This window comes from Nonomuraea sp. NPDC050643 (genome assembly GCF_040654715.1).
Classification (GTDB): domain Bacteria; phylum Actinomycetota; class Actinomycetes; order Streptosporangiales; family Streptosporangiaceae; genus Nonomuraea.
Map to the genome: position 1 here is coordinate 31,841 of NZ_JBFAIM010000026.1, position 21,759 is coordinate 53,599.

19 protein-coding genes are annotated in these 21,759 nt (G+C 69.4%); 11 read left to right on the plus strand and 8 right to left on the minus strand.

Features of this window, described 5'->3' with window-relative positions; genetic code table 11:
• Positions 1-289: 289 nt before the first annotated feature.
• Together AB0I15_RS31585 and AB0I15_RS31590 are read right to left on the minus strand one after the other, a co-directional pair.
• Positions 290-787: a hypothetical protein gene (locus AB0I15_RS31585; RefSeq protein ID WP_358103080.1), complete on the minus strand. Its 498-nt coding sequence runs from the start codon at positions 785-787 to the stop codon at positions 290-292.
• A gap of 241 nt (positions 788-1,028) precedes the next feature.
• The gene (locus AB0I15_RS31590) at positions 1,029-2,132 is read right to left on the minus strand and encodes a GNAT family protein (RefSeq protein WP_358103083.1); all 1,104 of its coding nucleotides are present in this window, start codon (positions 2,130-2,132) and stop codon (positions 1,029-1,031) included.
• Between the two features lie 55 nt (positions 2,133-2,187).
• On the opposite strand from AB0I15_RS31590, the gene AB0I15_RS31595 reads away from it, so the two are divergent.
• From AB0I15_RS31595 to dop, 6 genes are all read left to right on the plus strand, one after another.
• Complete coding sequence (locus tag AB0I15_RS31595) at positions 2,188-3,039, plus strand: tRNA (adenine-N1)-methyltransferase (protein WP_358103086.1); 852 nt, start codon at positions 2,188-2,190, stop codon at positions 3,037-3,039.
• A gap of 204 nt (positions 3,040-3,243) precedes the next feature.
• Positions 3,244-5,007: a proteasome ATPase gene (gene arc / locus AB0I15_RS31600; protein WP_358103089.1), complete on the plus strand. Its 1,764-nt coding sequence runs from the start codon at positions 3,244-3,246 to the stop codon at positions 5,005-5,007.
• 179 nt (positions 5,008-5,186) lie between these two features.
• Positions 5,187-7,514, plus strand: a complete 2,328-nt coding sequence (hypF, locus tag AB0I15_RS31605; protein WP_358103092.1) for a carbamoyltransferase HypF — start codon at positions 5,187-5,189, stop codon at positions 7,512-7,514.
• 1 nt (position 7,515) lies between these two features.
• Complete coding sequence (locus AB0I15_RS31610) at positions 7,516-8,697, plus strand: pyridoxal-phosphate dependent enzyme (RefSeq protein WP_358103095.1); 1,182 nt, start codon at positions 7,516-7,518, stop codon at positions 8,695-8,697.
• Between the two features lie 84 nt (positions 8,698-8,781).
• The gene (locus AB0I15_RS31615) at positions 8,782-9,861 is read left to right on the plus strand and encodes an acyltransferase (RefSeq protein ID WP_358103098.1); all 1,080 of its coding nucleotides are present in this window, start codon (positions 8,782-8,784) and stop codon (positions 9,859-9,861) included.
• 86 nt (positions 9,862-9,947) lie between these two features.
• Entirely contained in the window at positions 9,948-11,462 is a 1,515-nt protein-coding gene (dop, locus tag AB0I15_RS31620; protein ID WP_358103101.1) for a depupylase/deamidase Dop, read from the plus strand.
• A 106-nt stretch (positions 11,463-11,568) separates the two neighbouring features.
• On the opposite strand, the gene AB0I15_RS31625 is transcribed toward dop, so the two are convergent.
• Positions 11,569-11,973 (minus strand): hypothetical protein, encoded by a 405-nt coding sequence (locus AB0I15_RS31625; protein ID WP_358103104.1) that lies wholly within the window; start codon positions 11,971-11,973, stop codon positions 11,569-11,571.
• Positions 11,974-12,119: 146 nt separating this feature from the next.
• Between AB0I15_RS31625 and AB0I15_RS31630 the strand changes: the two genes are divergently transcribed.
• Both AB0I15_RS31630 and AB0I15_RS31635 read left to right on the plus strand, forming a co-directional pair.
• Positions 12,120-12,329 carry a ubiquitin-like protein Pup gene (locus tag AB0I15_RS31630; RefSeq protein WP_185076845.1) on the plus strand — a complete coding sequence of 70 codons (210 nt, stop codon included), beginning with the start codon at positions 12,120-12,122 and terminating at the stop codon, positions 12,327-12,329.
• A gap of 346 nt (positions 12,330-12,675) precedes the next feature.
• The gene (locus AB0I15_RS31635) at positions 12,676-13,362 is read left to right on the plus strand and encodes an endonuclease VII domain-containing protein (protein WP_358103107.1); all 687 of its coding nucleotides are present in this window, start codon (positions 12,676-12,678) and stop codon (positions 13,360-13,362) included.
• 18 nt (positions 13,363-13,380) lie between these two features.
• Here AB0I15_RS31635 and AB0I15_RS31640 read toward each other — a convergent pair whose 3' ends face one another.
• The 5 genes from AB0I15_RS31640 to AB0I15_RS31660 are packed head-to-tail and all read right to left on the minus strand — an operon-like array spanning position 13,381 to position 18,618.
• Positions 13,381-14,433 (minus strand): DNA polymerase IV, encoded by a 1,053-nt coding sequence (locus tag AB0I15_RS31640; protein WP_358103110.1) that lies wholly within the window; start codon positions 14,431-14,433, stop codon positions 13,381-13,383.
• 25 nt (positions 14,434-14,458) lie between these two features.
• Positions 14,459-15,538, minus strand: coding sequence for an ABC transporter ATP-binding protein (locus AB0I15_RS31645; protein WP_358103113.1), 1,080 nt, complete (start codon positions 15,536-15,538; stop codon positions 14,459-14,461).
• Entirely contained in the window at positions 15,535-16,353 is an 819-nt protein-coding gene (locus AB0I15_RS31650) for an ABC transporter permease subunit (protein WP_358103116.1), read from the minus strand. Before AB0I15_RS31650 ends, AB0I15_RS31645 begins: the two co-directional genes overlap by 4 nt.
• Entirely contained in the window at positions 16,350-17,276 is a 927-nt protein-coding gene (locus AB0I15_RS31655; RefSeq protein WP_358103119.1) for a sugar ABC transporter permease, read from the minus strand. The genes AB0I15_RS31650 and AB0I15_RS31655 overlap by 4 nt, the downstream gene beginning before the upstream one ends.
• A complete protein-coding gene (locus AB0I15_RS31660) occupies positions 17,251-18,618 on the minus strand; it encodes an extracellular solute-binding protein (protein ID WP_358103122.1) in 1,368 nt (455 codons plus the stop codon). The genes AB0I15_RS31655 and AB0I15_RS31660 overlap by 26 nt, the downstream gene beginning before the upstream one ends.
• Positions 18,619-18,935: 317 nt before the next feature.
• Here AB0I15_RS31660 and prcB point away from each other — a divergent pair, with 317 nt between their 5' ends.
• From prcB to AB0I15_RS31675, 3 genes are all read left to right on the plus strand, one after another.
• Positions 18,936-19,682 (plus strand): proteasome subunit beta, encoded by a 747-nt coding sequence (gene prcB, locus AB0I15_RS31665; RefSeq protein WP_358103124.1) that lies wholly within the window; start codon positions 18,936-18,938, stop codon positions 19,680-19,682.
• Between the two features lie 21 nt (positions 19,683-19,703).
• Positions 19,704-20,534, plus strand: a complete 831-nt coding sequence (gene prcA, locus AB0I15_RS31670) for a proteasome subunit alpha (RefSeq protein WP_358103377.1) — start codon at positions 19,704-19,706, stop codon at positions 20,532-20,534.
• Between the two features lie 738 nt (positions 20,535-21,272).
• Positions 21,273-21,731 (plus strand): hypothetical protein, encoded by a 459-nt coding sequence (locus AB0I15_RS31675; RefSeq protein ID WP_358103127.1) that lies wholly within the window; start codon positions 21,273-21,275, stop codon positions 21,729-21,731.
• Positions 21,732-21,759: the final 28 nt, after the last annotated feature.

Genomic DNA, 21,759 nt, shown 5'->3' on the forward strand with positions numbered 1-21,759 from the left:
GAGATGTCGGATCGTTTGTCAACGTCCGGCGTGACGAGGCCGGAGGGCGGGGTGGCGCGGAAGCGTCGGCGGGTACGGGGGTCCGGAAGCCGGGGAAGGGCGGAGCAGGTTGTATAACGCCTTCTCATGAAATGGCGGGAATTTCTGGCTTTACTCCGGAATAGGTGAAGATCTTTCGGAATGGAGATGGGGGAGGAAGGCGGATCACGAGCATATTTCGGGAAATGCGGCCGGGAAGCGGTCGTCCCTTTGCGCGGGATCCGGGCCGTACCGAAGCGGCGCGGCGCGGCTAGGCCGGTCGGAAAGCCCGTACGCCCCGTAACAGGCGCACCGCCGCCTCCAGCCCGCTCGCCGCCTCCAGCGCCCGCCCCGCCGCCGTCGCGAACCGGCTCAGCAGATGCACGTCGCCGTCCGCGAACCCCCGCCCCGCGACCCACACGAACGTGTGGTCCCGCGCCGCCACCGGCACGGGCGTCGCCAGGAACCCCGGCTCGCCGACCGTGACGTCGCGCGCCAGCCGTACCGCGACGGAGGAGACCGCCAGCTCCTTCAGCACCCCGGACTCGACCAGCCACCGCCGCACCCGTTGCGGGTCGCCGGGAGGGGTGTGCACGTGGACGGGCCACGCCTCCTGGCGGAGCGGATCGACGCGTACGAACCCCGCGTACGCGGTGCCGGCCACGGCCGCGGCGGTACGCGCGAGCCGGTCGGTCATGCCCACGGGTTCCAGGCAGGCGAACGTGGCGAGGAGTTCACGCATGGCGACATCGACGCGGTTGTGTGGCATCGCGGTGATCCCTGTGGCGGAGGAGGTGAGATCGCGCGGCCCGATCGCGCGAGGCTCACGTGCGGGTGCCCTGACTATCGCCCTCGACGCGGCCCTTGACTAGCCCTCAACTGGAAATCGGAATTTCTGCGTGGCCCGCGCTGGGCCCGGGCCGCCGCAGGTCGGGGCGTCGTGCCCGGCCCGGCATGCCCGTGCCGCCGTACCTCCGTGTCCGGGGTGCCGTACAGACCTCACCGCGCGGCTAGGACGGCCGCAGCCGCGCCCACGTCACTTCGTCGGCCCGCCTGCCGTCCACCTTCGGGAACAGCTCCCGGTGCACGCCCTCCCGCCGGAACCCGGACCGCTCCAGCACCGCCTGCGAGGCCGTGTTCGTCACGTCGGTGCCGGCCGTGAGCCGGTGCAGGGCCGTGTGCGCGAACACCCACTCCGCCAGCAGGCCGACCGCCCGCGACATGTACCCCCTGCCGCGGAAGGCGGGCACCAGCGAATAGCCGATCATCGCCTGCCCCATGACCGGCGCCACCTGCCGGAGCTGCAGATGCCCCGCGAACGCCCCCGACGCCGCGTCCCTGACCGCCAGCTCGATCCGCTGCCCCGACGCCCACCAGTAGCCGGTGTAACGGCAGCGCCGCTCGTCGTCCTCCAGCGTGCTCGTCTCGGCCATCGCGTACGCCGCCACGGTCGGCTCGGCCAGCATCCGGTTGAAGTCGCCGGCGTCGCCCGGGGCCAGCGGTGCCAGCCGTACCACGCCGTCGGTCAGCTCCCCGCGCTCGAAGCCGCCCTCGAAGAACGGCAGGTACGGCTCCGCCGGCCCCGCCACGTCTCCCTTGAGCCGCCCGAACATGACGAAGTCGGCGTAGCGCCCGTCGCGCAGCCGCTTGGCGTCCCTGCGCCGCCCCTCCTCGAGGAACCCCGCCTTGTACGCCACCCGCAGGCTCGCCACGTTCTCCACCTCGGCCTCGAGCTGCACCCGGCGCACCCCCTGGTCGAACAGCCAGTCGGTGAGCGCCCGCGCCGCCATCGCGGCCACGCCCCCGCCGCGCGCCCACGGCGCCACCAGGTAGCCGAGCTCCGCCACGTCCCAGTGGTCGGGGGGCCGCGCTGTGACGATGCCGCAGAACCGCTCGTCCCGCGTGATGGCGTAGGTGGCGCCGCCGGCCTCCCACCGCGCCGCCGCGCCGTTGACGTAGTCGAGCGCGTGCTCCGGCAGGAACGGCCGCGGCAGCAGCGGCATGAACCGGGCGGTCACCGGATCGTCGCACATCCGCGCGATCTCACCGGCGTCCGACTCCACCGGGGGCCGCAGGATCAGGGGACCGGTCAAGATCACGTCGCGCGGGAGCATCCCCCATAGATATCGCGCGTCCGGACCCGCTCGAAAGCCCTATAACCTTGCCGCCATGGGTTTCCGCAGGCATGGGCCTTTCCAGGTGGGGGATCAGGTGCAGCTCACCGACCCCAAGAACAAGCGCCACACGATCACGCTCAAAGAGGACGGCGTCTTCCACACCCACAAGGGCGCCATCCCGCACAGCGAGCTGATCGGACAGCCCGAGGGCTCCGTCGTGCGCTCCTCCGGCGGCACCCAATACCTGGCCTTCCGCCACCTGCTGCAGGACTACACCCTGGCCATGCCGCGCGGCGCGGCCGTCATCTACCCCAAGGACGCCTCGATGATCGTCGGCATGGCCGACATCTTCCCGGGCGCCCGGGTGATCGAGGCCGGCGTCGGCTCGGGCGCGCTCACCTGCTTCCTGCTGCGCGCCGTCGGCCCCGAGGGCCACGTCACCTCTTATGAGCGCCGCCAGGAGTTCGCCGACGTGGCCGCCAAGAACGTCGAGAAGTTCTACGGCGGCCCCATGGACGACAACTGGCGCCTGGTCGTCGGCGACCTCGTGGCCTCGATCGACGAGATCGACGCCGACCGCGTGATCCTCGACATGCTGGCCCCCTGGGAGTGCGTCGACGCCGCCGCCAAGGCCCTCACGCCGGGCGGCGTGATCTGCTGCTACGTGGCCACGACCACGCAGATGTCGAAGACCGTCGAGGCCATTCGCGATCACGGGTGTTTCACCGAGCCGCATGCGTGGGAGACCCTGGTTCGCGACTGGCATGTCGAAGGGCTCGCGGTGAGACCCGATCATCGGATGATCGGCCACACCGGTTTCCTCGTCAGCGCCCGCCGCATGGCCGACGGCGTGACCCCGCCGCCGCGCCGTCGACGACCGAAGGGGACCACCGAGGAACTATGACAATTTGGCCACGAGGGTGCGTTGGTGCGTGACACGGGAACAGACCGCCGTGTTCATATGCTGGGAGTATTAAACGCACTATTGGGGATTATTCAACGAATACTGAATGTCACTCTACGAACACTGCCCGGCCAGGTTACGGAGGGGCCCGAGATAGGTAAGGTCCTTAGTAGTCGCCCTCGACTGGGAAGGAGGTGACGGGGCGTGGCAGCTCGCGATGATGCTGAGGCTCGAGCCGCGCAGCGCGAACGGGAGGTCGCTGATCTTTCAACACAGGTCTCCTTCCTCCAGGAGGAGATCACCGCGCTGAGGCGGAAGCTGGCCGAGTCACCCCGTCAGGCCAGGGTCCTCGAAGAGCGTCTCCATGAGGCACAGGCGAACCTCGCGGCCGTGACCGGCCAGAACGAGCGCCTGGTGGCCACACTCAAGGAGGCCCGGGACCAAATCGTCGCACTCAAGGAGGAGGTCGACCGGCTGGCGCAGCCGCCATCCGGATTCGGCACCTTCCTCGAGGCCAGAGAAGACGGCACGATCGAGGTGTTCACCGGCGGCCGCAAGCTACGGGTGAACGTCAGTCCAGCCGTCGACGTCGACTCGCTGCGGCGTGGCCAGGAGGTCATGCTCAACGAGGCGCTCAACGTGGTCGAGGCACTCGGCTACGAAGAGGTCGGCGAGATCGTGATGCTCAAAGAACTGCTCGACGAGGGCAAGCGGGCCCTGGTCATCTCGCACGCCGACGAAGAGCGCGTCGTGCGACTGGCCGAGTCGCTGGTCGGCCAGCCCATCCGGGCGGGCGACTCGCTCCTGCTCGAACCTCGCTCCGGCTACGTCTACGAGCGCATACCCAAGTCCGAAGTCGAAGAACTCGTGCTCGAAGAGGTCCCCGACATCTCCTATGAGGAGATCGGCGGCCTCATGCGGCAGATCGAGCAGATCAGGGACGCCATCGAGCTGCCCTACCTGCACGCCGACCTGTTCCGCGAGCACAAGCTCCGTCCCCCCAAGGGCGTGCTGCTCTACGGCCCGCCCGGCTGCGGCAAGACGCTCATCGCCAAGGCCGTCGCCAACTCCCTGGCCAAGCAGGTCGCGGAGAAGACCGGCCAGTCCGGCAAGAGCTTCTTCCTCAACATCAAGGGCCCGGAGCTGCTCAACAAGTACGTCGGCGAGACCGAGCGGCACATCCGCCTGGTCTTCCAGCGGGCCCGCGAGAAGGCCTCAGAGGGCACCCCGGTGATCGTGTTCTTCGACGAGATGGACTCGATCTTCCGCACCCGAGGCTCCGGCGTGTCCTCCGACGTGGAGAACACCATCGTCCCTCAGCTGCTGTCGGAGATCGACGGCGTCGAGGGCCTGGAGAACGTCATCGTCATCGGCGCCTCCAACCGCGAGGACATGATCGACCCGGCGATCCTGCGGCCCGGCCGCCTGGACGTCAAGATCAAGATCGAGCGGCCCGACGCCGAGGCGGCCAAGGACATCTTCTCCAAATACCTGGTCTCCGATCTGCCCCTGCACCCCGAGGACCTCACGGAGCACTCCGGCTCCCGCGAGTCCACCATCCAGGGGATGATCCAGAGCGTCGTCGAGCGGATGTACACCGAGAGCGAAGAGAACCGCTTCCTCGAGGTGACCTACGCCAACGGCGACAAGGAAGTCCTCTACTTCAAGGACTTCAACTCCGGCGCGATGATCCAGAACATCGTCGACCGGGGCAAGAAGATGGCCATCAAGCAGTTCCTCGAAAGCGGCCAGAAGGGCCTGCGGGTGCAGCACCTGCTCACGGCCTGCGTAGACGAGTTCTCCGAGAACGAGGACCTGCCCAACACCACCAACCCCGACGACTGGGCCCGCATCTCCGGCAAGAAGGGCGAGCGGATCGTCTACATCCGCACGCTCGTCTCCGGCAAGCAGGGCACCGAAGCCGGCCGGTCCATCGACACCGTCGCCAACACCGGCCAATACCTGTAAACAGCTCTGGACGGGAGGGCCGCGCGGACACCCGCGCGGCCCTCCCGCCTGTTCACGACCCGTTCGCGGCCTCGTCGAGGTCACGTCACCCCCTCTTCGCGCCCTCTTCACCCACGGCAAGACACCCCGACACGGCCGATACGCATGCGCGCCACCCCGATGAGGCGCACACTGGGCCTGTGACCACGCTCAAACGGGTCGACGTGCACGTCGAAGGCATCGTCCAGGGGGTGGGCTTCCGCCCCTTCGTCTACACCCTCGCCCACCGGCTGGGGCTGGCCGGGCACGTGCGCAACGACGTCAACGGCGTGCACATCGAGATCGAAGGGGCGCTCGCCGGCGTCGAGGAGTTCCTGACGGCCCTCGAACGCGACGCGCCCGCCCTGTCCGAGATCGAGCGGGTCACCGTCGTCAGCGGCGAACCGGCCGGGCGCAGCGGCTTCACCATCGCCGCCAGCGACCCCTCCGGGCTGCGCCGCGCCCTCGTCTCCGCCGACACCGCCACCTGCGACGACTGCCTGCGCGAGCTGGTCGACCCGGCCGACCGCCGCCACCGCTACCCGTTCATCAACTGCACCAACTGCGGGCCCCGCTTCACCATCGTGCGCGGCGTCCCCTACGACCGGCTGCTGACCACCATGGCCGGCTTCGGCATGTGCGCCGCCTGCGCCCGCGAATACCACGACCCCGGCGACCGCCGCTACCACGCCCAGCCCACCTGCTGCCCCGCCTGCGGCCCCCGGCTGCGGCTGCGCGACGCCCGCGGCACCGAACTGTGCGGCGACCCCGTCGTCTGCGCCGCCACCCTGCTGCGCGCCGGACGCGTCCTCGCCGTCAAGGGCCTGGGCGGCTTCCACCTGGCCGTGGCCGCCTCCGACGAGCGGGCCGCCGCCGCGCTGCGCGGCCGCAAACACCGCGAGGAGAAGCCGTTCGCCGTCATGGTGGCCGACCTGGCCCAGGCCCGGCAGTTGTGCGAGGTCGACGACCACGCCGCCGCGCTGCTCACCAGCCGCGCCCGGCCCATCGTGCTGCTGCCGCGCCTGCCGGGGACACCCGCCACCGCGCCTGCCGGCGCTTCCGTCACCACCTTGGGCGCCACCTTGGGCGCCACCTCGGGCACCGCTTCCGTCGCCGCCTCCGTCGCGCCCGGCAACCGGAGCCTCGGCCTCATGCTGCCGTACACGCCGCTGCACCACCTGCTGCTCGCCGAACTCGGCGGGCCCATGGTCCTGACCAGCGGCAACGTCTCCGACGAGCCCATCGCCTACGAGGACGCCGACGCGCTCACCCGCCTCAGCGGCGTCGCCGACGCCTTCCTCATCCACGACCGCGCCATCCACGTCCGCACCGACGACTCCGTCGTACGGCCCATGGCCGGCGAGGTCACCGTGCTGCGCCGCGCCCGCGGATACGCGCCCGAGCCGCTCGCCCTGCGCAGCCCCGCGCCCCGCCCCGTCCTGGCCTGCGGCGCCGAGCTCAAGAGCACCTTCTGCCTGGCCCACGGCCGCCGCGCCTTCGTCTCCCAGCACATCGGCGACCTGGAGAACTACGAGACGCTGCGCTCCTTCGTCGAGGGCATCGACCACTTCTGCGGGCTGTTCGACCTGCGCCCCGAGATCGTCGCCCACGACCTGCACCCCGAATACCTGTCCACCAAGCACGCCCTGGAGATCCCCGGCGTCGAACTCGTCGGCGTCCAGCACCACCACGCCCACATCGCCTCCTGCCTGGCCGACAACGGCGACCCCGGGCCCGTGATCGGCGTCGCCTTCGACGGGCTCGGCTACGGCACCGACGGCACCATCTGGGGCGGCGAGTTCCTCCGCGCCGACCTGACCACCTTCGACCGCCTCGGCCACCTCGCCCAGGTCCCCATGCCCGGCGGCACCGCCGCCATCCGGCAGCCCTGGCGCATGGCCGCCGCCTACCTCGGCGACGACCACCCCGGGCTGGAGGTCGTCAAACGCAACGCCGACCGCTGGGCCGACGTCCTCACGCTCGCCTCCAACGGCCTCAACTCGCCCCTCACCTCCAGCGCCGGCCGCCTGTTCGACGCCGTCTCGGCACTGCTCGGGATCCGCGACAAGATCACGTACGAGGGGCAGGCCGCGATCGAGCTCGAACAGCACGCCGACCCCACCGAACCCGGCGCCTACCACGCCGCGATCACCACCCGGGGGTCGCTCGTCGTCGAAGGCGGCGACCTGCTCCGCGCCGCCGCCGACGACCTGAGCGCCGGCGTGAGCACCCACGTGATCGCCGGCCGCTTCCACCACGGCGTCGCCGACGCCATCACCCGCTCCTGCGTCACCCTCAGGGGGTCCACCGGCCTGACGGCGGTCGCCCTGTCCGGCGGGGTCTTCCAGAACGCCCTGCTGCTCGCCCGCACGGTCCGGCGGCTGCGGGCGGCCGGCTTCCGCGTCCTGACGCACACCCGCGTCCCGCCCAACGACGGCGGCATCAGCCTCGGCCAGGCCGCCGTCGCCGCCGCCCGCGACCGCGCCTAGCATGACGATCATGGAGTACCTCAACCCGGCCCGCGCCCCGTACTCCGCGCACGACCGCGCGCTCATCGGCACCGGGCACGCCCGGCAGGCCCGCGCCCGCTTCACCCGGCACCCCCGCTACCGGCCCACGCCCCTGCGCACCGTCCCCGGCCTGGCCGGCACGCGGGCCGCGTACGTCAAGGACGAGAGCGGCCGCATGGGGCTGGGCAGCTTCAAGGCGCTCGGCGGCGCCTACGCCGTCCACCTGCTCGCCCAGCGCGACGGCGGCGGGGCGCCGTTCGTGTGCGCCAGCGCCGGCAACCACGGCCTGTCCGTCGCCTCCGGCGCGGCCGAGGCGGGCGTCGACTGCGTCGTGTACCTCAGCGAAGGCGTCCCCGAGGAGTTCGCCCGGCGGCTGCGCGCGCTCGGCGCCCGCGTGCGGCGCGAGGGCGCGGACTACGACGCGAGCATGGCGGCCGCCCTGCGAGCCGCTCAGGAGCACGGCTGGCGGCTCGTGGCCGACAGCTCATGGGAGGGCTACACCGACGTCCCCCTGGACGTCATGCGCGGCTACAGCGTCCTGTTCGACGAACTCAACGACGCCGATCCGAGTGGCGTCGCTTCGGGCGGTGGCGGTCTGGGCGGCGAACCGGGCGGTGGCGGTCTGGGCGGCGGCGCTCGGAGCGGCGGTGAACGGGAGGGTTCCGATCCTGAGGGCGCCGAACGGGCCGGTGCCGCGCGGGAGGGCGGTGTGATCGAGGGTGGTCCCACGCATGTCTTCGTGCAGGCGGGTGTCGGAGGGCTCGCCGCCGCCGGCGCCGCGTACGTACGCGACCGCTGGGGCGAGCAGCCCAGGATCGTCGTCGTCGAACCCGAAGGCGCCCCCTGCCTCCTCGAGAGCGCCCGCGCCGGCGCCCCCGTCCGCGTCGAGGGCGGCCCCACGCGGCTCGGCCGGCTCGACTGCCGCGAACCCTCCCTGCTCGCCCACCGGCTCCTCGGGCACCTCGCCGACCTCTACGTGACCATCACCGACGACCAGGCCGACGCCGCCGTCACCCTGCTCGCCGGCCACGGCCTCACCCTGTCCGGCTGCGGCGCCGCCGGAGCCGCCGGGCTGCTCGCCCTCGGCCCCGCCGCCCGCGACGCGCTCACCCTCGACGACGCCTCCCGCGTGCTGCTCGTGGGAACAGAGGGACTTGTGTGACAGGTGGAACCAAAGTGATCAGCGTTACGTCAAAGGGGCGTGCATCAACCTAACCGGCCGAAGCATGCTCGGGGGGACGGCCGGTTGGCCGAACTCGACCTCCTGCGCTTCCTCGCGGCCCTGGCCGTCGTCGCCTTCCACTACCTGGTCGCGTACGCGTCCGTCTGGGGCGACCGGCCCGCCGAGCTCTTCCCCGCCCTCGCACCCATCGCGGGCCTCGGCATCCTCGGCGTCGAACTGTTCTTCATCATCAGCGGATTCGTCATCCTCATGAGCGTCTGGGGACGCGGCCTCGGCGCGTTCGCGCGGTCCCGCCTGGTGCGGCTCTACCCGGCGTACTGGCTCAGCCTGGCCGCCATCGCCGCTCTCTACGGCCTCACGGGGGCCAAGGCGCTCGACCCAAAACTTTCCCCAGGTGATTACCTGGTGAACGCCACCATGTTCCAGCGGCTGTTCAAGATCACCGATGCCAGCGGCGTCTACTGGTCCCTCTGGGCCGAACTCCGCTTCTACCTCCTGATGGCCATCCTCGTGATCATCGGCGTCACGTACGGGCGCGTGCTGGTCTTCATCGGCCTCTGGCTGGCCGCCGCCTTCGCCGCCGGACAGCTCGACAACGACCTCCTCAACGAGATCGTCATGCCCGACTACGCGCCCTACTTCGCCGCCGGCATGGCCCTCTATCTCATCCACAAACACGGCAGCGCTTGGCTCCCCTGGCTGTACGTGGCCGCCGGCTACGCCCTGTCGATCGGCTCCGCGCTCGACCGCGTACACCGCCGCATCGACCTGGCCGGGTTCAAGAACATGCCCGTCACCGACACCAGTGTGATCATCACCATCACCCTGATCTACGTCGTGACCGCCGTCGTCGCGCTCGGGGTGCTCCGCCTCAAACCCTCCAGACTCCTCACCGCTCTCGGCGGCACCACATACCCGCTTTACCTCTTCCATAGCGTCGTCGCGGTGGCCCTCATCCCGTTGCTCACCGGCGACATGCCTCCATGGGCGGTCGCCACCGTCACGACCCTGGCCGCGATTCTGCTCTCGTATCTCGTCTACTCCTTTGCCGAACGCCCCATCCAGCGACTACTCAAGCCCCGCAGATCTACACAAACCCCATCAGCTCCGGTCGTACACGCGGAAAAGGCGTCGGTGCCATAACTCTGTGGCCTCGGGGCACTGTGAAGGGCATAGGCTCGGGCATATAAACGGCGGATAGACAGACCCGGACGAACAGAGGGTGTTGCATGACGGTGCGTCGGGTGATGGGCATCGAGACCGAATACGGCATCTCCGTACCAGGTCAGCCAGGCGCCAACGCGATGGTGACCTCCTCGCAGGTGGTGAACGCCTACCTGGCCGCCTCGGCGGCCCGCGCGCGCAGAGCACGATGGGACTTCGAAGAGGAGAACCCCCTTCGCGACGCGCGAGGCTTCGACCTGGCCAGAGAGGTCGCCGACCCCAGCCAGCTCACCGACGAGGACCTGGGCCTGGCCAACGTCATCCTCACCAACGGAGCCCGGCTCTACGTCGACCACGCCCACCCCGAATACAGCTCGCCCGAATGCACCAACCCGCGGGCCGCCGTCATCTGGGACAAAGCCGGCGAGAGGGTCATGTACGACGCCGCCACCCGCGCGTCCGCCATCCCCTCCAACGCCCCCATCCAGCTCTACAAGAACAACACCGACGCCAAGGGCGCCTCCTACGGCTGCCACGAGAACTACCTCATGCGGCGCGCCACCCCCTTCGCCGACATCGTCCGGCACCTCACCCCCTTCTTCGTCTCCCGCCAGGTCGTCGTCGGCGCCGGCAAGGTCGGCATCGGCCAGGACTCCCGCGGCGAAGGCTTCCAGATCAGCCAGCGCGCCGACTTCTTCGAGGTCGAGGTCGGCCTCGAGACCACGCTCAAGCGGCCCATCATCAACACCCGCGACGAGCCCCACGCCGACCCCGAGAAATACCGGCGCCTCCACGTCATCATCGGCGACGCCAACATGTCCGAGATCTCCACCTACCTGAAGCTGGGCTCCACCGCCCTCGTCCTCGCCATGATCGAAGAGGGCTTCCTCACCCGCGACCTCGCCGTCGAGAACCCCGTGCAAGCACTCAGGGCCGTCTCCCACGACCCCACCTGCCGCTACGAGATCCCCATGCGCGACGGCCGCAAGCTCACCGCCATCCAGCTCCAGATGGAATACCTCGAACAAGCCCGCAAATACGTCGAAGAACGCGGCACCGCCCAAGACGAGATGAACAAGGACATCCTCGACCGCTGGGAATCCGTCCTCACCCGCCTCGCCGAAGACCCCATGCAACTCGCCCGCGAACTCGACTGGGTCGCCAAACTCGAACTCCTCGAGGGCTACCGCACCCGCGACGGCCTCACCTGGTCACACCCCAGACTCCAGCTCGTCGACCTCCAATACTCCGACATCCGCCCCGACCGCGGCCTCTACAACCGCCTCGTCGCCCGCGGACGCATGCAACGCCTCGTCACCGAGGACGAAGTCCAGCGCGCCGTCGAAAACCCGCCCACCGACACCCGCGCCTACTTCCGCGGCCGATGCCTGCGCCAATACAGCGAAGCCGTCGCCGCCGCCTCCTGGGACTCCGTCATCTTCGACATCCCCGGCCGCGAATCACTCCAGCGCGTGCCCACCCTCGAACCGCTCCGCGGCACCAAGGCCCATGTCGGAGAACTCTTCGACCGCTGCCGCACCGCCGCCGACCTCGTCGCCGCCCTCACCGGCGGAGAATAGGCCCCGAGCCCTCGGGCCTCCGAGAAGCCCCCAGCGGGCTCCCGAAGGCTCACAGGCCCACAGCGGCCCACAGCGGCCCACAGCGGCCCCCCGGAGGAGCCGGTCCTCACAGCAGGCCGATCCCCAGCGTCAGCGTGCCCACCGCCAGACACACCCCACCCGCCGGCACCAGCCAGATCAGCCTGTTCGGCTTCGTGTCACCCGGCCGCGCCACCGACAGGAAGAAGCCCAGCGGCATCAGGATCGGAGCCGCCACGATCAACGTCCTCGTCAGGCCCTTCACCGCCTCCGGCAGACTCGCCTGATCGATGTAGAGCAGCGCCACCAGGGCGAACAACACCAGCACACCCGCATGGGCATGCCCCGCGCGCCACAGGCCACGCCGCACCGGGTTGTCCCGGTAGCCCGGCACGTTCCGCATGAGGAACGTCAGCAGCGACACGCCGCCGAAGGCGACCAGCGGGACTGTGATGAGGAGCACACCTGCCGTGCTCAGGGACGAAGGGGACATTCCACACCTCCTGTGGGGATGGAGGTCCATTATTGGATAGGAGTGCTATCTAGTCAACCGGGCAAGATCGACGGGCGTTCGGCGCGAAATGTCGCCCGGTTCGGGGAAGATATGGGTCAGAGGCAGTCCCCCAAGCGGAGGTAGACATGGCAACCAAGGACACCGGCGGTCAGAAGCAGGCCGGTCGGCGCGAGAGCGAAGTCGAGGAGACCGAGGCCTCGGCGACGCCGGACGTTCAGGAGCGGCAGGAGAAGCTCACGGACGATGTCGACGCAATTCTGGACGAAATCGACGAAGTTCTCGAAGAGAACGCAGAGGAGTTCGTGCGCAGTTACGTCCAGAAGGGCGGAGAGTAGGGCAAAGCGGACAGCTCAAAGGGGGGTGAAACGGGTGGAAGCGCCGGAGGAGACGAAGCGGTGTCCTGACTGTGGAGGACTGAAGCCGGTCTCCGCGTTCGGGCTCAATAAGCGGATGGCCGATGGGCTTGCACGCTATTGCAGAGTCTGCTTCAGGCGGCGTTCCACTCGGAGTTACCGAAAGCGGAAGGCCGAGCAGGGTAAGGCCGTGCGCGAACGGATCGAGGTTCCGGACGGTCATAAGTACTGTGCTCGGTGTGCGGAGATCAAGCCTCAGGGTGACTTCGGCGGTAACAGGTCCAGCAGGGACGGGCTGACCACATACTGCCGACCATGTCACTCCATCGTGGCGCGCGAGAACAAGATCAAGAAATACGGAAGCGAGCGGAACTATCTGCTCCGCTACCGTTATGGCATAACCGAGGACGACTTCGAGCGCATGCTCGCCCGTCAGGGCGGGCTCTGCGCCATCTGCAGGACCGTTCCAGGGGTGTTCGTCGATCACTGTCACCAGACCGGCCAGGTCAGGGGCGTGCTCTGTTTCAACTGCAACAACGGGCTCGGTCATTTCGGCGACAACACGGTGTTGCTGGAATTGGCCGCGCTCTATCTGGACGGGGAGGTTCTCTGGCCGGAGTTCGTGGTGTTGCCGAAGGGGCGGGCGGATGCGCCTGTGGCGCCGACGCGGGGTTATCACCTGGCGCGGCGTTATGGGGTGCGGCCTGAGGATGTCGAGCGGATGGTGTCGGCTCAGCATGGTTTGTGCGTGGTGTGCTGGGATCGGCCGCCGGAGCATGTGGATCATTGTCATCGCACTGGTGATGTGCGGTATGCGTTGTGTTTGCCGTGCAATACCGGGATCGGGCAGTTCCGGGATGATCCGGGGGTGGTGCGGCGGGCGCTTTCGTATATCGAGGCGACCGTGCCCGAGGTTGATGAAGCCGAGGTCTCGGAGGCGGAGTTGCGGGAGTTGGTCGCGGCCGAGGAGCGGCTTCGTTCGGAGTTCTATGGTGCGGTGACGCGAGTGGGCTGAGGTCCGGGGCGGCGGGGTTCACTTTTTCGGCATGGTGTATTCGACGGCCACGCCCAGGAGGCGGATGGGGCGGGTGAGGTCGAAGCGGTCGAGGATGGCGAGGGCCGTCCGGGTGATCGTGGCGGGGTCGGTGGTGGGAGTGGGGAGTTTGGTCTGGCGGGTGCGGGTCAGGAACGGGGTGAAGCGGATCTTGACGGAGACGCGGGTGATGTCGCGGCCGGCTTCGATGGCGTCGTGGGCGACGTGCTGGGCGAGGTCGGTGAGGTGGCGGGTGATGTCGTCGCGGTCGGTGAGGTCGTGGGTGAAGGTGGTTTCGCGGCTGTGGCCGCGGGCGATCCAGGGCGTGGTGAGGATTTCGGCTTCGCCTTTGCCGAGAGCGAGGTAGCGGTACCAGGGGCCGTTGGTGGGGCCGAAGTGGCGGGCGAGTTCGGCGGGGTCGGCGGCGGCGAGCTGGGCGACGGTGTGGTGGCCGAGGGCGGCGAGTTTCTTGGAGGTCCTGGCGCCGATGCCCCAGAGGGCGTCGGTGGGGCGGTGGTTCATGGTCTCGGCCCAGTTGTCGCTGGTGAGGCGGTGGATTCCGGCGGGTTTGGCGAGGCCGGAGGCGAGTTTGGCCTGGTGTTTGTTGTCGCCGATGCCGACGGAGCAGGTGAGTCGGGTGCGGGCGTGGACGGCGTGCTGGAGGTCGGCGGCGAGGGTTTCGGGGTCGTCGGTGGTGGCCCCGAGGAAGGCTTCGTCCCAGCCCCAGATCTCGACGCGGACGGGGAATTCGCGCAGGACGGCCATGACGCGTTCTGAGGCGGCTTCGTAGGCGGGTGGGTCGCTGGGCAGGAAGATCGCGTCGGGGCAGCGTTTGTGGGCGGCGCGTAGTGGCATGCCGGAGTGGATGCCGTGTTCGCGGGCTTCGTAGGTGGCGGTGGCGGCGACGGTCCGGGGTTGGGTGGGGTCTCCTGAGCCGCCGACGACGACGGGTTTGCCGGCGAGTTCGGGGTGGCGGAGGATCTCGACGGCGGCGATGAACTGGTCGAGGTCGACGTGCAGGATCCAGTCCCTGGTGGAGGCGCCGGTGGCCATGGTGCCCAGTATGGCGGGGGCCGGGTCAGTGGGTGGTGTGCAGGGTGCCGTCGCGGTAGATGAGGGCGCGGCGGGGGATGGCCCAGGCGTGGGTGCCGATGGGGGGTTCGTCGCCTTCGGGGACGACGAGTTGGATGAGGACAGGGCTGGGGGCGGGCGGGCCGGGCGTGTGGGGGCCGGGTTCGAGGGTGACAAGGGTGTGGGTGCCGAGGTTCTCCAGGACGGAGACGGTGCCGGGGAAGGCGTCGGGGCGTTCGGTGAGTGACAGGTCCATGTATTCGGGGCGGACGCCGTACGTGATGGGGTCGCCGGGGGTGAGGCCGGTGGGGAGGGGGAGTGCGGCGCCGGCCACGTGGAGTGCGGTGGGGGTGGCGTGGGCCGGGAGGAGGTTCATGGGGGTGGAGCCGATGAAGGAGGCGACGAACGTGGTGGCGGGGCGGTGGAAGATGTCGGCGGGGGTGCCGACCTGGATCATGCGGCCGTGGGACATGACGGCGATGCGGTCGGCGAGGGCGAGGGCTTCGGCCTGGTCGTGGGTGACGAAGACGGTGGTGACGGCGAGTTCGCGCTGCAGGCGCTTGAGGAAGGTGCGGGCTTCGAGGCGGAGCCGGGCGTCGAGGTTGGACAGGGGTTCGTCGAAGAGGAAGGCGGCGGGGTGGCAGGCGATGGCGCGGGCGAGGGCGACGCGTTGCTGCTGGCCGCCGGAGAGTTCGGCGGGGCGGCGGTGGAGGAGGTCGGTGAGGCTGAGCCGGGCGGCGACGGCGACGGCCTTGGTGGTGCGTTCGGCGCGGGGGATCTTCTTGATGCGCAGGGGGTAGGCGATGTTGGTGGTGACGTCCATGTGGGGGAAGATCGCGTAGTCCTGGAAGACCATGGCGACGTCGCGGCGGCCCGGGGGGAGTGCGGTGACGTCGGCGTCGTTGATGTGGACGTGTCCGGTGGTGGGGGTCTCGAGGCCGGCGATGGTGCGCAGGAGGGTGGTCTTGCCGCAGCCGGAGGGGCCGAGGAGGGCGAAGAACTCGCCGTCGGCGATGGTGAGGTCGATGCCGTCGAGGGCGTGGACTCCGCCGGGGAAGATCTTGGTGAGGCCGTGCAGGGAGATCACCGTTTGATCCCTCCGTGGAAGCGGAAGCCGTAGCGCTGGGAGACGAACAGGTACATCGCGACGACGGGCAGCGAGTACAGCAGCGAGAAGGTGGAGATGAGGTCGAGCTTGGGGGCGCCGCCTTCGGTGTAGAGGGTGTAGAGGATGACGGAGCCGGGGGCCTTCTCGGGGTCGCGCAGGAGGATGAACTGGAAGAGGAATCCGCCCCAGACGCTGGCCAGGGCCCAGACGGCGATGGTGGCGAGCCCGGGGCGTACGAGGGGGATGACGATGTGGCGCAGGATCTGCAGGGGTGAGGCGCCGAAGACGCGGGCGGACTCCTCGTACGTGGTGGGCGTCTCGTCCATGAAGTCCTTGAGGATGAAGATGGCGGCGGGCAGGAGGCCGCCGGAGACGACGAGGATGACGCCGAGGTGGGTGTCGATGAGGTCGAGCCGGGTGGCGAGTTCGAAGATGGGCACCATGGCGGCGGTTCCGGTGACCACGGACGACAGCAGCAGGAGCAGGTAGAGCAGGGCGTCGCGGCCGGGTACGCGGACGCGGGACAGGGCGTAGGCGGACAGGGCGGCCAGGACGACGACGAGTGCGGCGGCGCCGCCTCCTTGGATGAGGCTGTTGCGGATGGAGCCGAGCGCGTAGGGGTTGTCGAGGATGGCGGAGAAGTTGCGCAGTGTGAAGTCGGGGATGGACGTGGTGATGGTGGGGGTGTCGTCGAAGGGGGCGCTGGCGAGCCACAGCATGGGGAGGGTGAAGAAGGCCAGGACGACGGCGATGAGGATGGTGGTGGCGAGCCTGCCGAGGGTGTGGCGGATCATGCGGGTGGTCCTGGGGTGGCGGCGGCCTCCCGGTCGCGGCGCCGGCCGCGGAGCAGGCGCAGGTAGGCCAGGGCGAAGAGGAGGTTGATGAGCAGGATGAGGAAGGAGATGGCGGCTCCGACGCCGAGCTGGCCGTCTCTGAGGGCGACGCGGTAGACGTACACGGGCAGGATCTCGGAGCGGCCTTCGGGGCCGCCGCCGGTGAGGACGAACGGCGTGAAGTCGTTGAACGTCCAGAGGCTGATGAGCAGCAGGTTGGTCAGGATGTGGCGGCGGATGCGGGGGAGGACGACGTCGCGTAGCTGCTGGGGGACGTTCGCGCCGGCCAGGCGGGCGGTCTCGAGGTGGGAGGGCGGGACGTTCTCGAGGGCGGCGGAGTAGAGCATCATCGAGAACGCGGTGCCGCGCCAGACGTTGAAGACGATGATCGACAGCAGCGGATGGTCGAGGAGCCAGGCGAAGCCCGGGGTGTGCAGGAGTGCGTTGAGGGTGCCGTCGTCGCGGTCGAGCAGGGCGAACCAGAGGAATCCGACGACGGTGCTGGGCAGGATCCACGACAGCAGCACGACGCCTTCGACGACGCGGCGGACGGGGCCGGTGCGGCTGCGCAGGATCCAGGCGAGGGTGAAGCCGAGTCCGGCCTGGCCGATGATGGCGGAGCCGCCGACGTACAGGACGGTGAGCCACATCGAGGTGAGGAAGCGGGGGTCGGTGAGGGCGCCGGTGTAGTTGTCGAGCCCGACGATCTGGGGGTCGGCGGCGGCCAGGCCGGTGAGGCGGTAGTCGGTGAGGCCGAGGTAGATCGTCCAGAGGGCGGGGAAGATGAGGAAGACGGCGATGAGGGTGAGGGCGGGCAGGACGAACGCGACGGCCCTGGTCCTGCCGAGCCCGGCGGCGTCAGCCGCCGACGTTGGCCGCGCCACCGACCAGTCCCTCCAGTTTGCCCTGGTACGCGGTGGCCGCCTCGTCGGGGGCGGTGCCGCTGACGACGGCGGCGGTGGCCTCCTGCAGCGCGGTGGACACCTGGGGGTAGACGGCCAGGCCGGGCCGGTAGGCGGTGAGGGGGAGGACCTCGTCGGCGACGTACTTGAGCATGGGGTCGGCGGTGAGGACCTCGTCGTTGACGTCGGTGCGGGAGCTGATGCGCACCTGGCCGGCGAGTTGTGACTTGGTGGCGGCGGCCGAGTGCATGAAGGCGAGCAGGTCCCAGGCGAGCTTGGGGTTCTTGGAGAACGGGTTGAGCACGCGTACGGCGCCGCCTGACATGCTGACGTGGTCCTGGCCGCGGATGCCGGCGCCGGGCTGCTTGGCGGGGATCTTGGCGTAGCCGACGACCTGGTCGCGGTCCTTCATGGGGGCGACGCCGGCCTGGGGTTCGACGACGGAGCGCCAGAAGTAGTCGCTTTCGGCGAGGATGCCGATCTTGCCGGCGGCGAACTGGGCGAAGGACTTGTCGCGGCCCTTGGCCTCCTGCTGGAGTCTGGGGTCGCCGAGGCCGCTGCCGCCGTAGATCTGCCGGTAGAGGCCGAGGGCGTCCTTCATGGCGGTGGAGGCGCCGGTCCATTTGCCGGCGGCGTAGATCTCGGATCCGGCGCCGGCGAGGAGGGGGAGGACGCCCTGCATGGTGGTGGCCTCGCCCATGGCGGTGCCGGCGTTGAGCTGGATGGGGGTGGGGACGCCGGCGGCCTTGAGCTTGGTGCCGGCGTCGATGATCTCCTGCCAGCTCGCGGGCTGCCAGGTGGCGGGCAGGCCGGCCTTCTCGAACAGGGTCTTGTTGTAGAACAGGACGCGGCCGTCGGTGCCCTGGGGCAGGCCGTACTTCTTGCCGTCGAAGATGCCGAGGCCCTGCACGGCCTGGGGGATCTGGGCCCAGCCCTCCCACTGCTCGATGGTGGCGCCGCCGACCTCGGTCAGGGGTTTGACGTAGCCGGCCTGGGCGAACTCGCCGACCCAGATGCCGTCGAGGTCGATGACGTCGGCGCCGGTCCTGGACTTGAGGTCGAGGGCGATCTTGGTCTTGTACTGCTCGTCGTCGACGCCGCTGGGCTGGAAGAGCACCTTGACGTTCGGGTGCGTCTTCTCGAACTCGGGGATGACCCACTGCTTGATCCACTGGGCGGATTCGGAGTTCTTGCCGCCTTCGATGGAGTTGGCCGCGATGGTGAGGGTGGTGCTGCCCCCGCCGGAGTCCGTGCCGGTGCCGCAGGAGGTGAGGGCGAGAACCGTGACCGCCCCGATCAGCGCAGGTCGGCTGGGGAGTCTCATGTCGGCCTCCTGTTCAGGACGTGCAGACATACCGACAATCGCATGGGCGGTGGCGGGCGTAAAGAAACGATCTGAACACGGACCTGTCGCGCCAAGGGGATCTTTCGAGCGGGCCGGCGGTGGAGGGTTCGCCGTGAGCTGATCGTGGGAAGTGCAGACAACAACCCAACATGAGTAGGGTCGCCCTAGGAACACTGACGTTTGGAGGGAGTCGCGTGGCATCGCACAGGGATCTGCCCGTCGGCTTGGTGAATCAGCTTTTCCGGAACTCCGGAAGTTCCTCGTTCACGGAGTTCGTCAGCTCTTACGCGCCTGAGTTGCTGCCGCGGCGGGATGAGGTGCTGGCCACCCCGATAGGCGACCAGGTTCCGCACGCGACCACGATCGTGGCCGCCACCTTCGCCGGTGGCGTGGTCATGGCGGGCGACCGGCGGGCGACGTCGGGCAACATCATCTCGCAGCGAGACGTGCAGAAGGTGTTCCGCGCCGACGACTATTCGTGCATGGGGATCGCGGGCACGGCCAGCACGGGCATCGAGATGGCCCGGCTCTACCGGGTGGAGCTCGAGCACTACGAGAAGCTCGAGGGGCGCACGATGTCGGTGGCCGGCAAGGCCAACCGGCTGGCCACCATGATCAGGGGCAACCTGGCCATGGCGATGCAGGGGCTGGTGGTGGTGCCGCTGTTCGCCGCCTACGACGCCGACAGGGACGAGGGGCGCATCTTCAGCTACGACGTGGCGGGCGGGCCCTACGAGCGGGACCGGTTCGACGCGATCGGGTCCGGCTCGATCTTCGCCCGCGGGGCGCTGAAGAAGCTCTACCGTGACGGGTCGTCGGCCGACGACATGGTCAGAACGCTGATCCAGTCGCTCTACGACGCGGCCGACGACGACTCGGCGACCGGCGGGCCCGACGTGACCAGGAAGATCTGGCCGATGGTGTCGGTGATCGACGGCGACGGCTTCCGCCGCCTGAGCGACGACGAGGTCGCCGGCCACGTCACCCAGATGCTGGAAGCGCGCATGATCTCGCCCGACGGCCCCATCGCCCCGCTGCGCTAGAAAGGACCACCGCACGTGTCCATGCCTTTTGGATATGCGTCCCCCGAACAGATCATGCGGGACAAGGCCGACTACGCGCGCAAGGGCATCGCGCGGGGCCGTTCCGTCGTGGTGCTCCAGTACGTGGACGGCATCCTGTTCGTCGCCCCCAACCCGTCGCGGGCGCTGCACAAGATCAGTGAGATCTACGACCGCATCGGCTTCGCGGCCGTGGGACGCTACAACGAGTTCGAGGAGCTGCGGCTCGGAGGCATCCGCTACGCCGACATCAACGGCTACACCTACGACCGCTCCGACGTGACCGGTCGCGGCCTGGCCAACCTCTACGCCTCCAACCTCGGCCGCATCTTCACCGAGTCGATCAAGTCGCTGGAGGTCGAGGTCGTCGTCGCCGAGGTGGGCGAGAACAAGGACGGCGACGCCATCTACCGCCTGACCTTCGACGGGTCGGTCTTCGACGAGCACGGTTTCGCCGCCATGGGCGGCCAGGCCGACGCGGTGTCCAACCGGTTGAAGGAGCGCTACCGGGAGTCGATGTCGCTGGCCGACGCGCTGGAGGTGGCGCTGATGGCGCTGACGGAGCCCGGCGGGGAGCGTCCGCCGGTGGGGCAGCTCGAGGTGGCGGTGCTCGACCGCAACCGGGAGCACCGCAAGTTCCTGCGGCTGACGGGGGCGCGCCTGGAGCGCCTGCTCGCCCAGACCACGACCCCGCCGCCCGCCGCCACCACCCCGCCGCCCGCCGACTCCGCGGGCTCCACGGACTCTCCGGCGTCTTCGGGGGACTCCACACCCGGCACACCGCCTCCCACGGGGCCTGAGGGGGACGTGGACGACGGATCGTCGCCGCTGTAGCCCTCAAAGGCCAGGACATCACGCGGGGACCGCCACGGCGGTCCCCGCCGCCGTTTCCGGCCACCTGACGGACCGGGGCGGGCGAGGAATCGACGGGCCGGCGGCGGGTGAGTTGGGGGCGTTCTGCGGGGGTGGGGTGTGGGCGGTGCGGTGGTGATGAGTCGTGAGTCGTTTGCGGGGGTGAGGCGTGGTGTGGACTGGGGGTGGGGGGTCGGCGCGGGGGAGCTGTGAGGGGCTCTGCGGCGCGCCCGCGTGTGGGAGGGCGGCTGCGAGCCGGGCGTGTGGGGCTTGGGCTCGGGGCCGCCGTCTTTGCTCACGACGAGCAGCCGCCCCCGATCCACGACCGCCGCGGCCACCACACGCATCACGTCCATGCTGCTTGTGGGGTTGAGGTGTTCGAGGGGCGTGTTCCCGGGGGGAGGGCCGAGGCTGGTTCGTCTGGTCGGCTCGCGTGGTGCCGTATTCCCGCGTGGGGTGGATCTGCTGGGCGATCACGTGGTGAACGGTGGCTTTGGGCGGGCCGGGGTTGTTGGGTGGGTGCGGCAGCGGGGAGCGCTCATGGGTTTGATGGGGATTCTGGGACTCTGGGGGGCTGTGCGGTGGATGTGGAGTGTGATCTGTTTCACTCTGGTTCGCCTGAACTCTGCCGGGTGATCGAGGATCTCAAAATCCGTGAACACTCCCTTGCGTGGTCTTCTCGCGGCCGGTGCAGCCGCCGCAGTGATGATGACCTCCGGTGTGGCCGCGGAAGCGGCCACCGCGTTCCCGAAGTACAAGGCGCCGAAGACCTTCGGCACCACCTTCCAGGCCGACCCTGAGCACGACTTCACCAAGCGCATCCACTCCCGCCACGACGGCATCCTGCGCGGCTGGATCACCGACGTGCGGGGCGGCGTGGCCGAGTACGAGCCGATCAAGTGGAAGAAGGGCACCCAGACCGAGGGCTACTTCGTGAGCCCGCCCGAGGGCGACGTCAGGGCCTACGCCTCGCCCGTCGCCAAGGACGTGGTCTTCCTGTCGGCGTTCGGCTGCAAGCCCGCCATGGGCGATCTGACCGTCAGCAGCAAGACGGGGCTGGGCGGCAAGCGCTGCTCCAGGGCCGTGCTGATCAAGCGGCACGGCGCCCAGCCCAGGCCCTCCCTCATCACCGTCCACAAGGGGAAGATCGTCCAGGTTCAGGAGATCTACACCCCCTGACACGCGCGGCGGCACCCGCGCCCCGTGG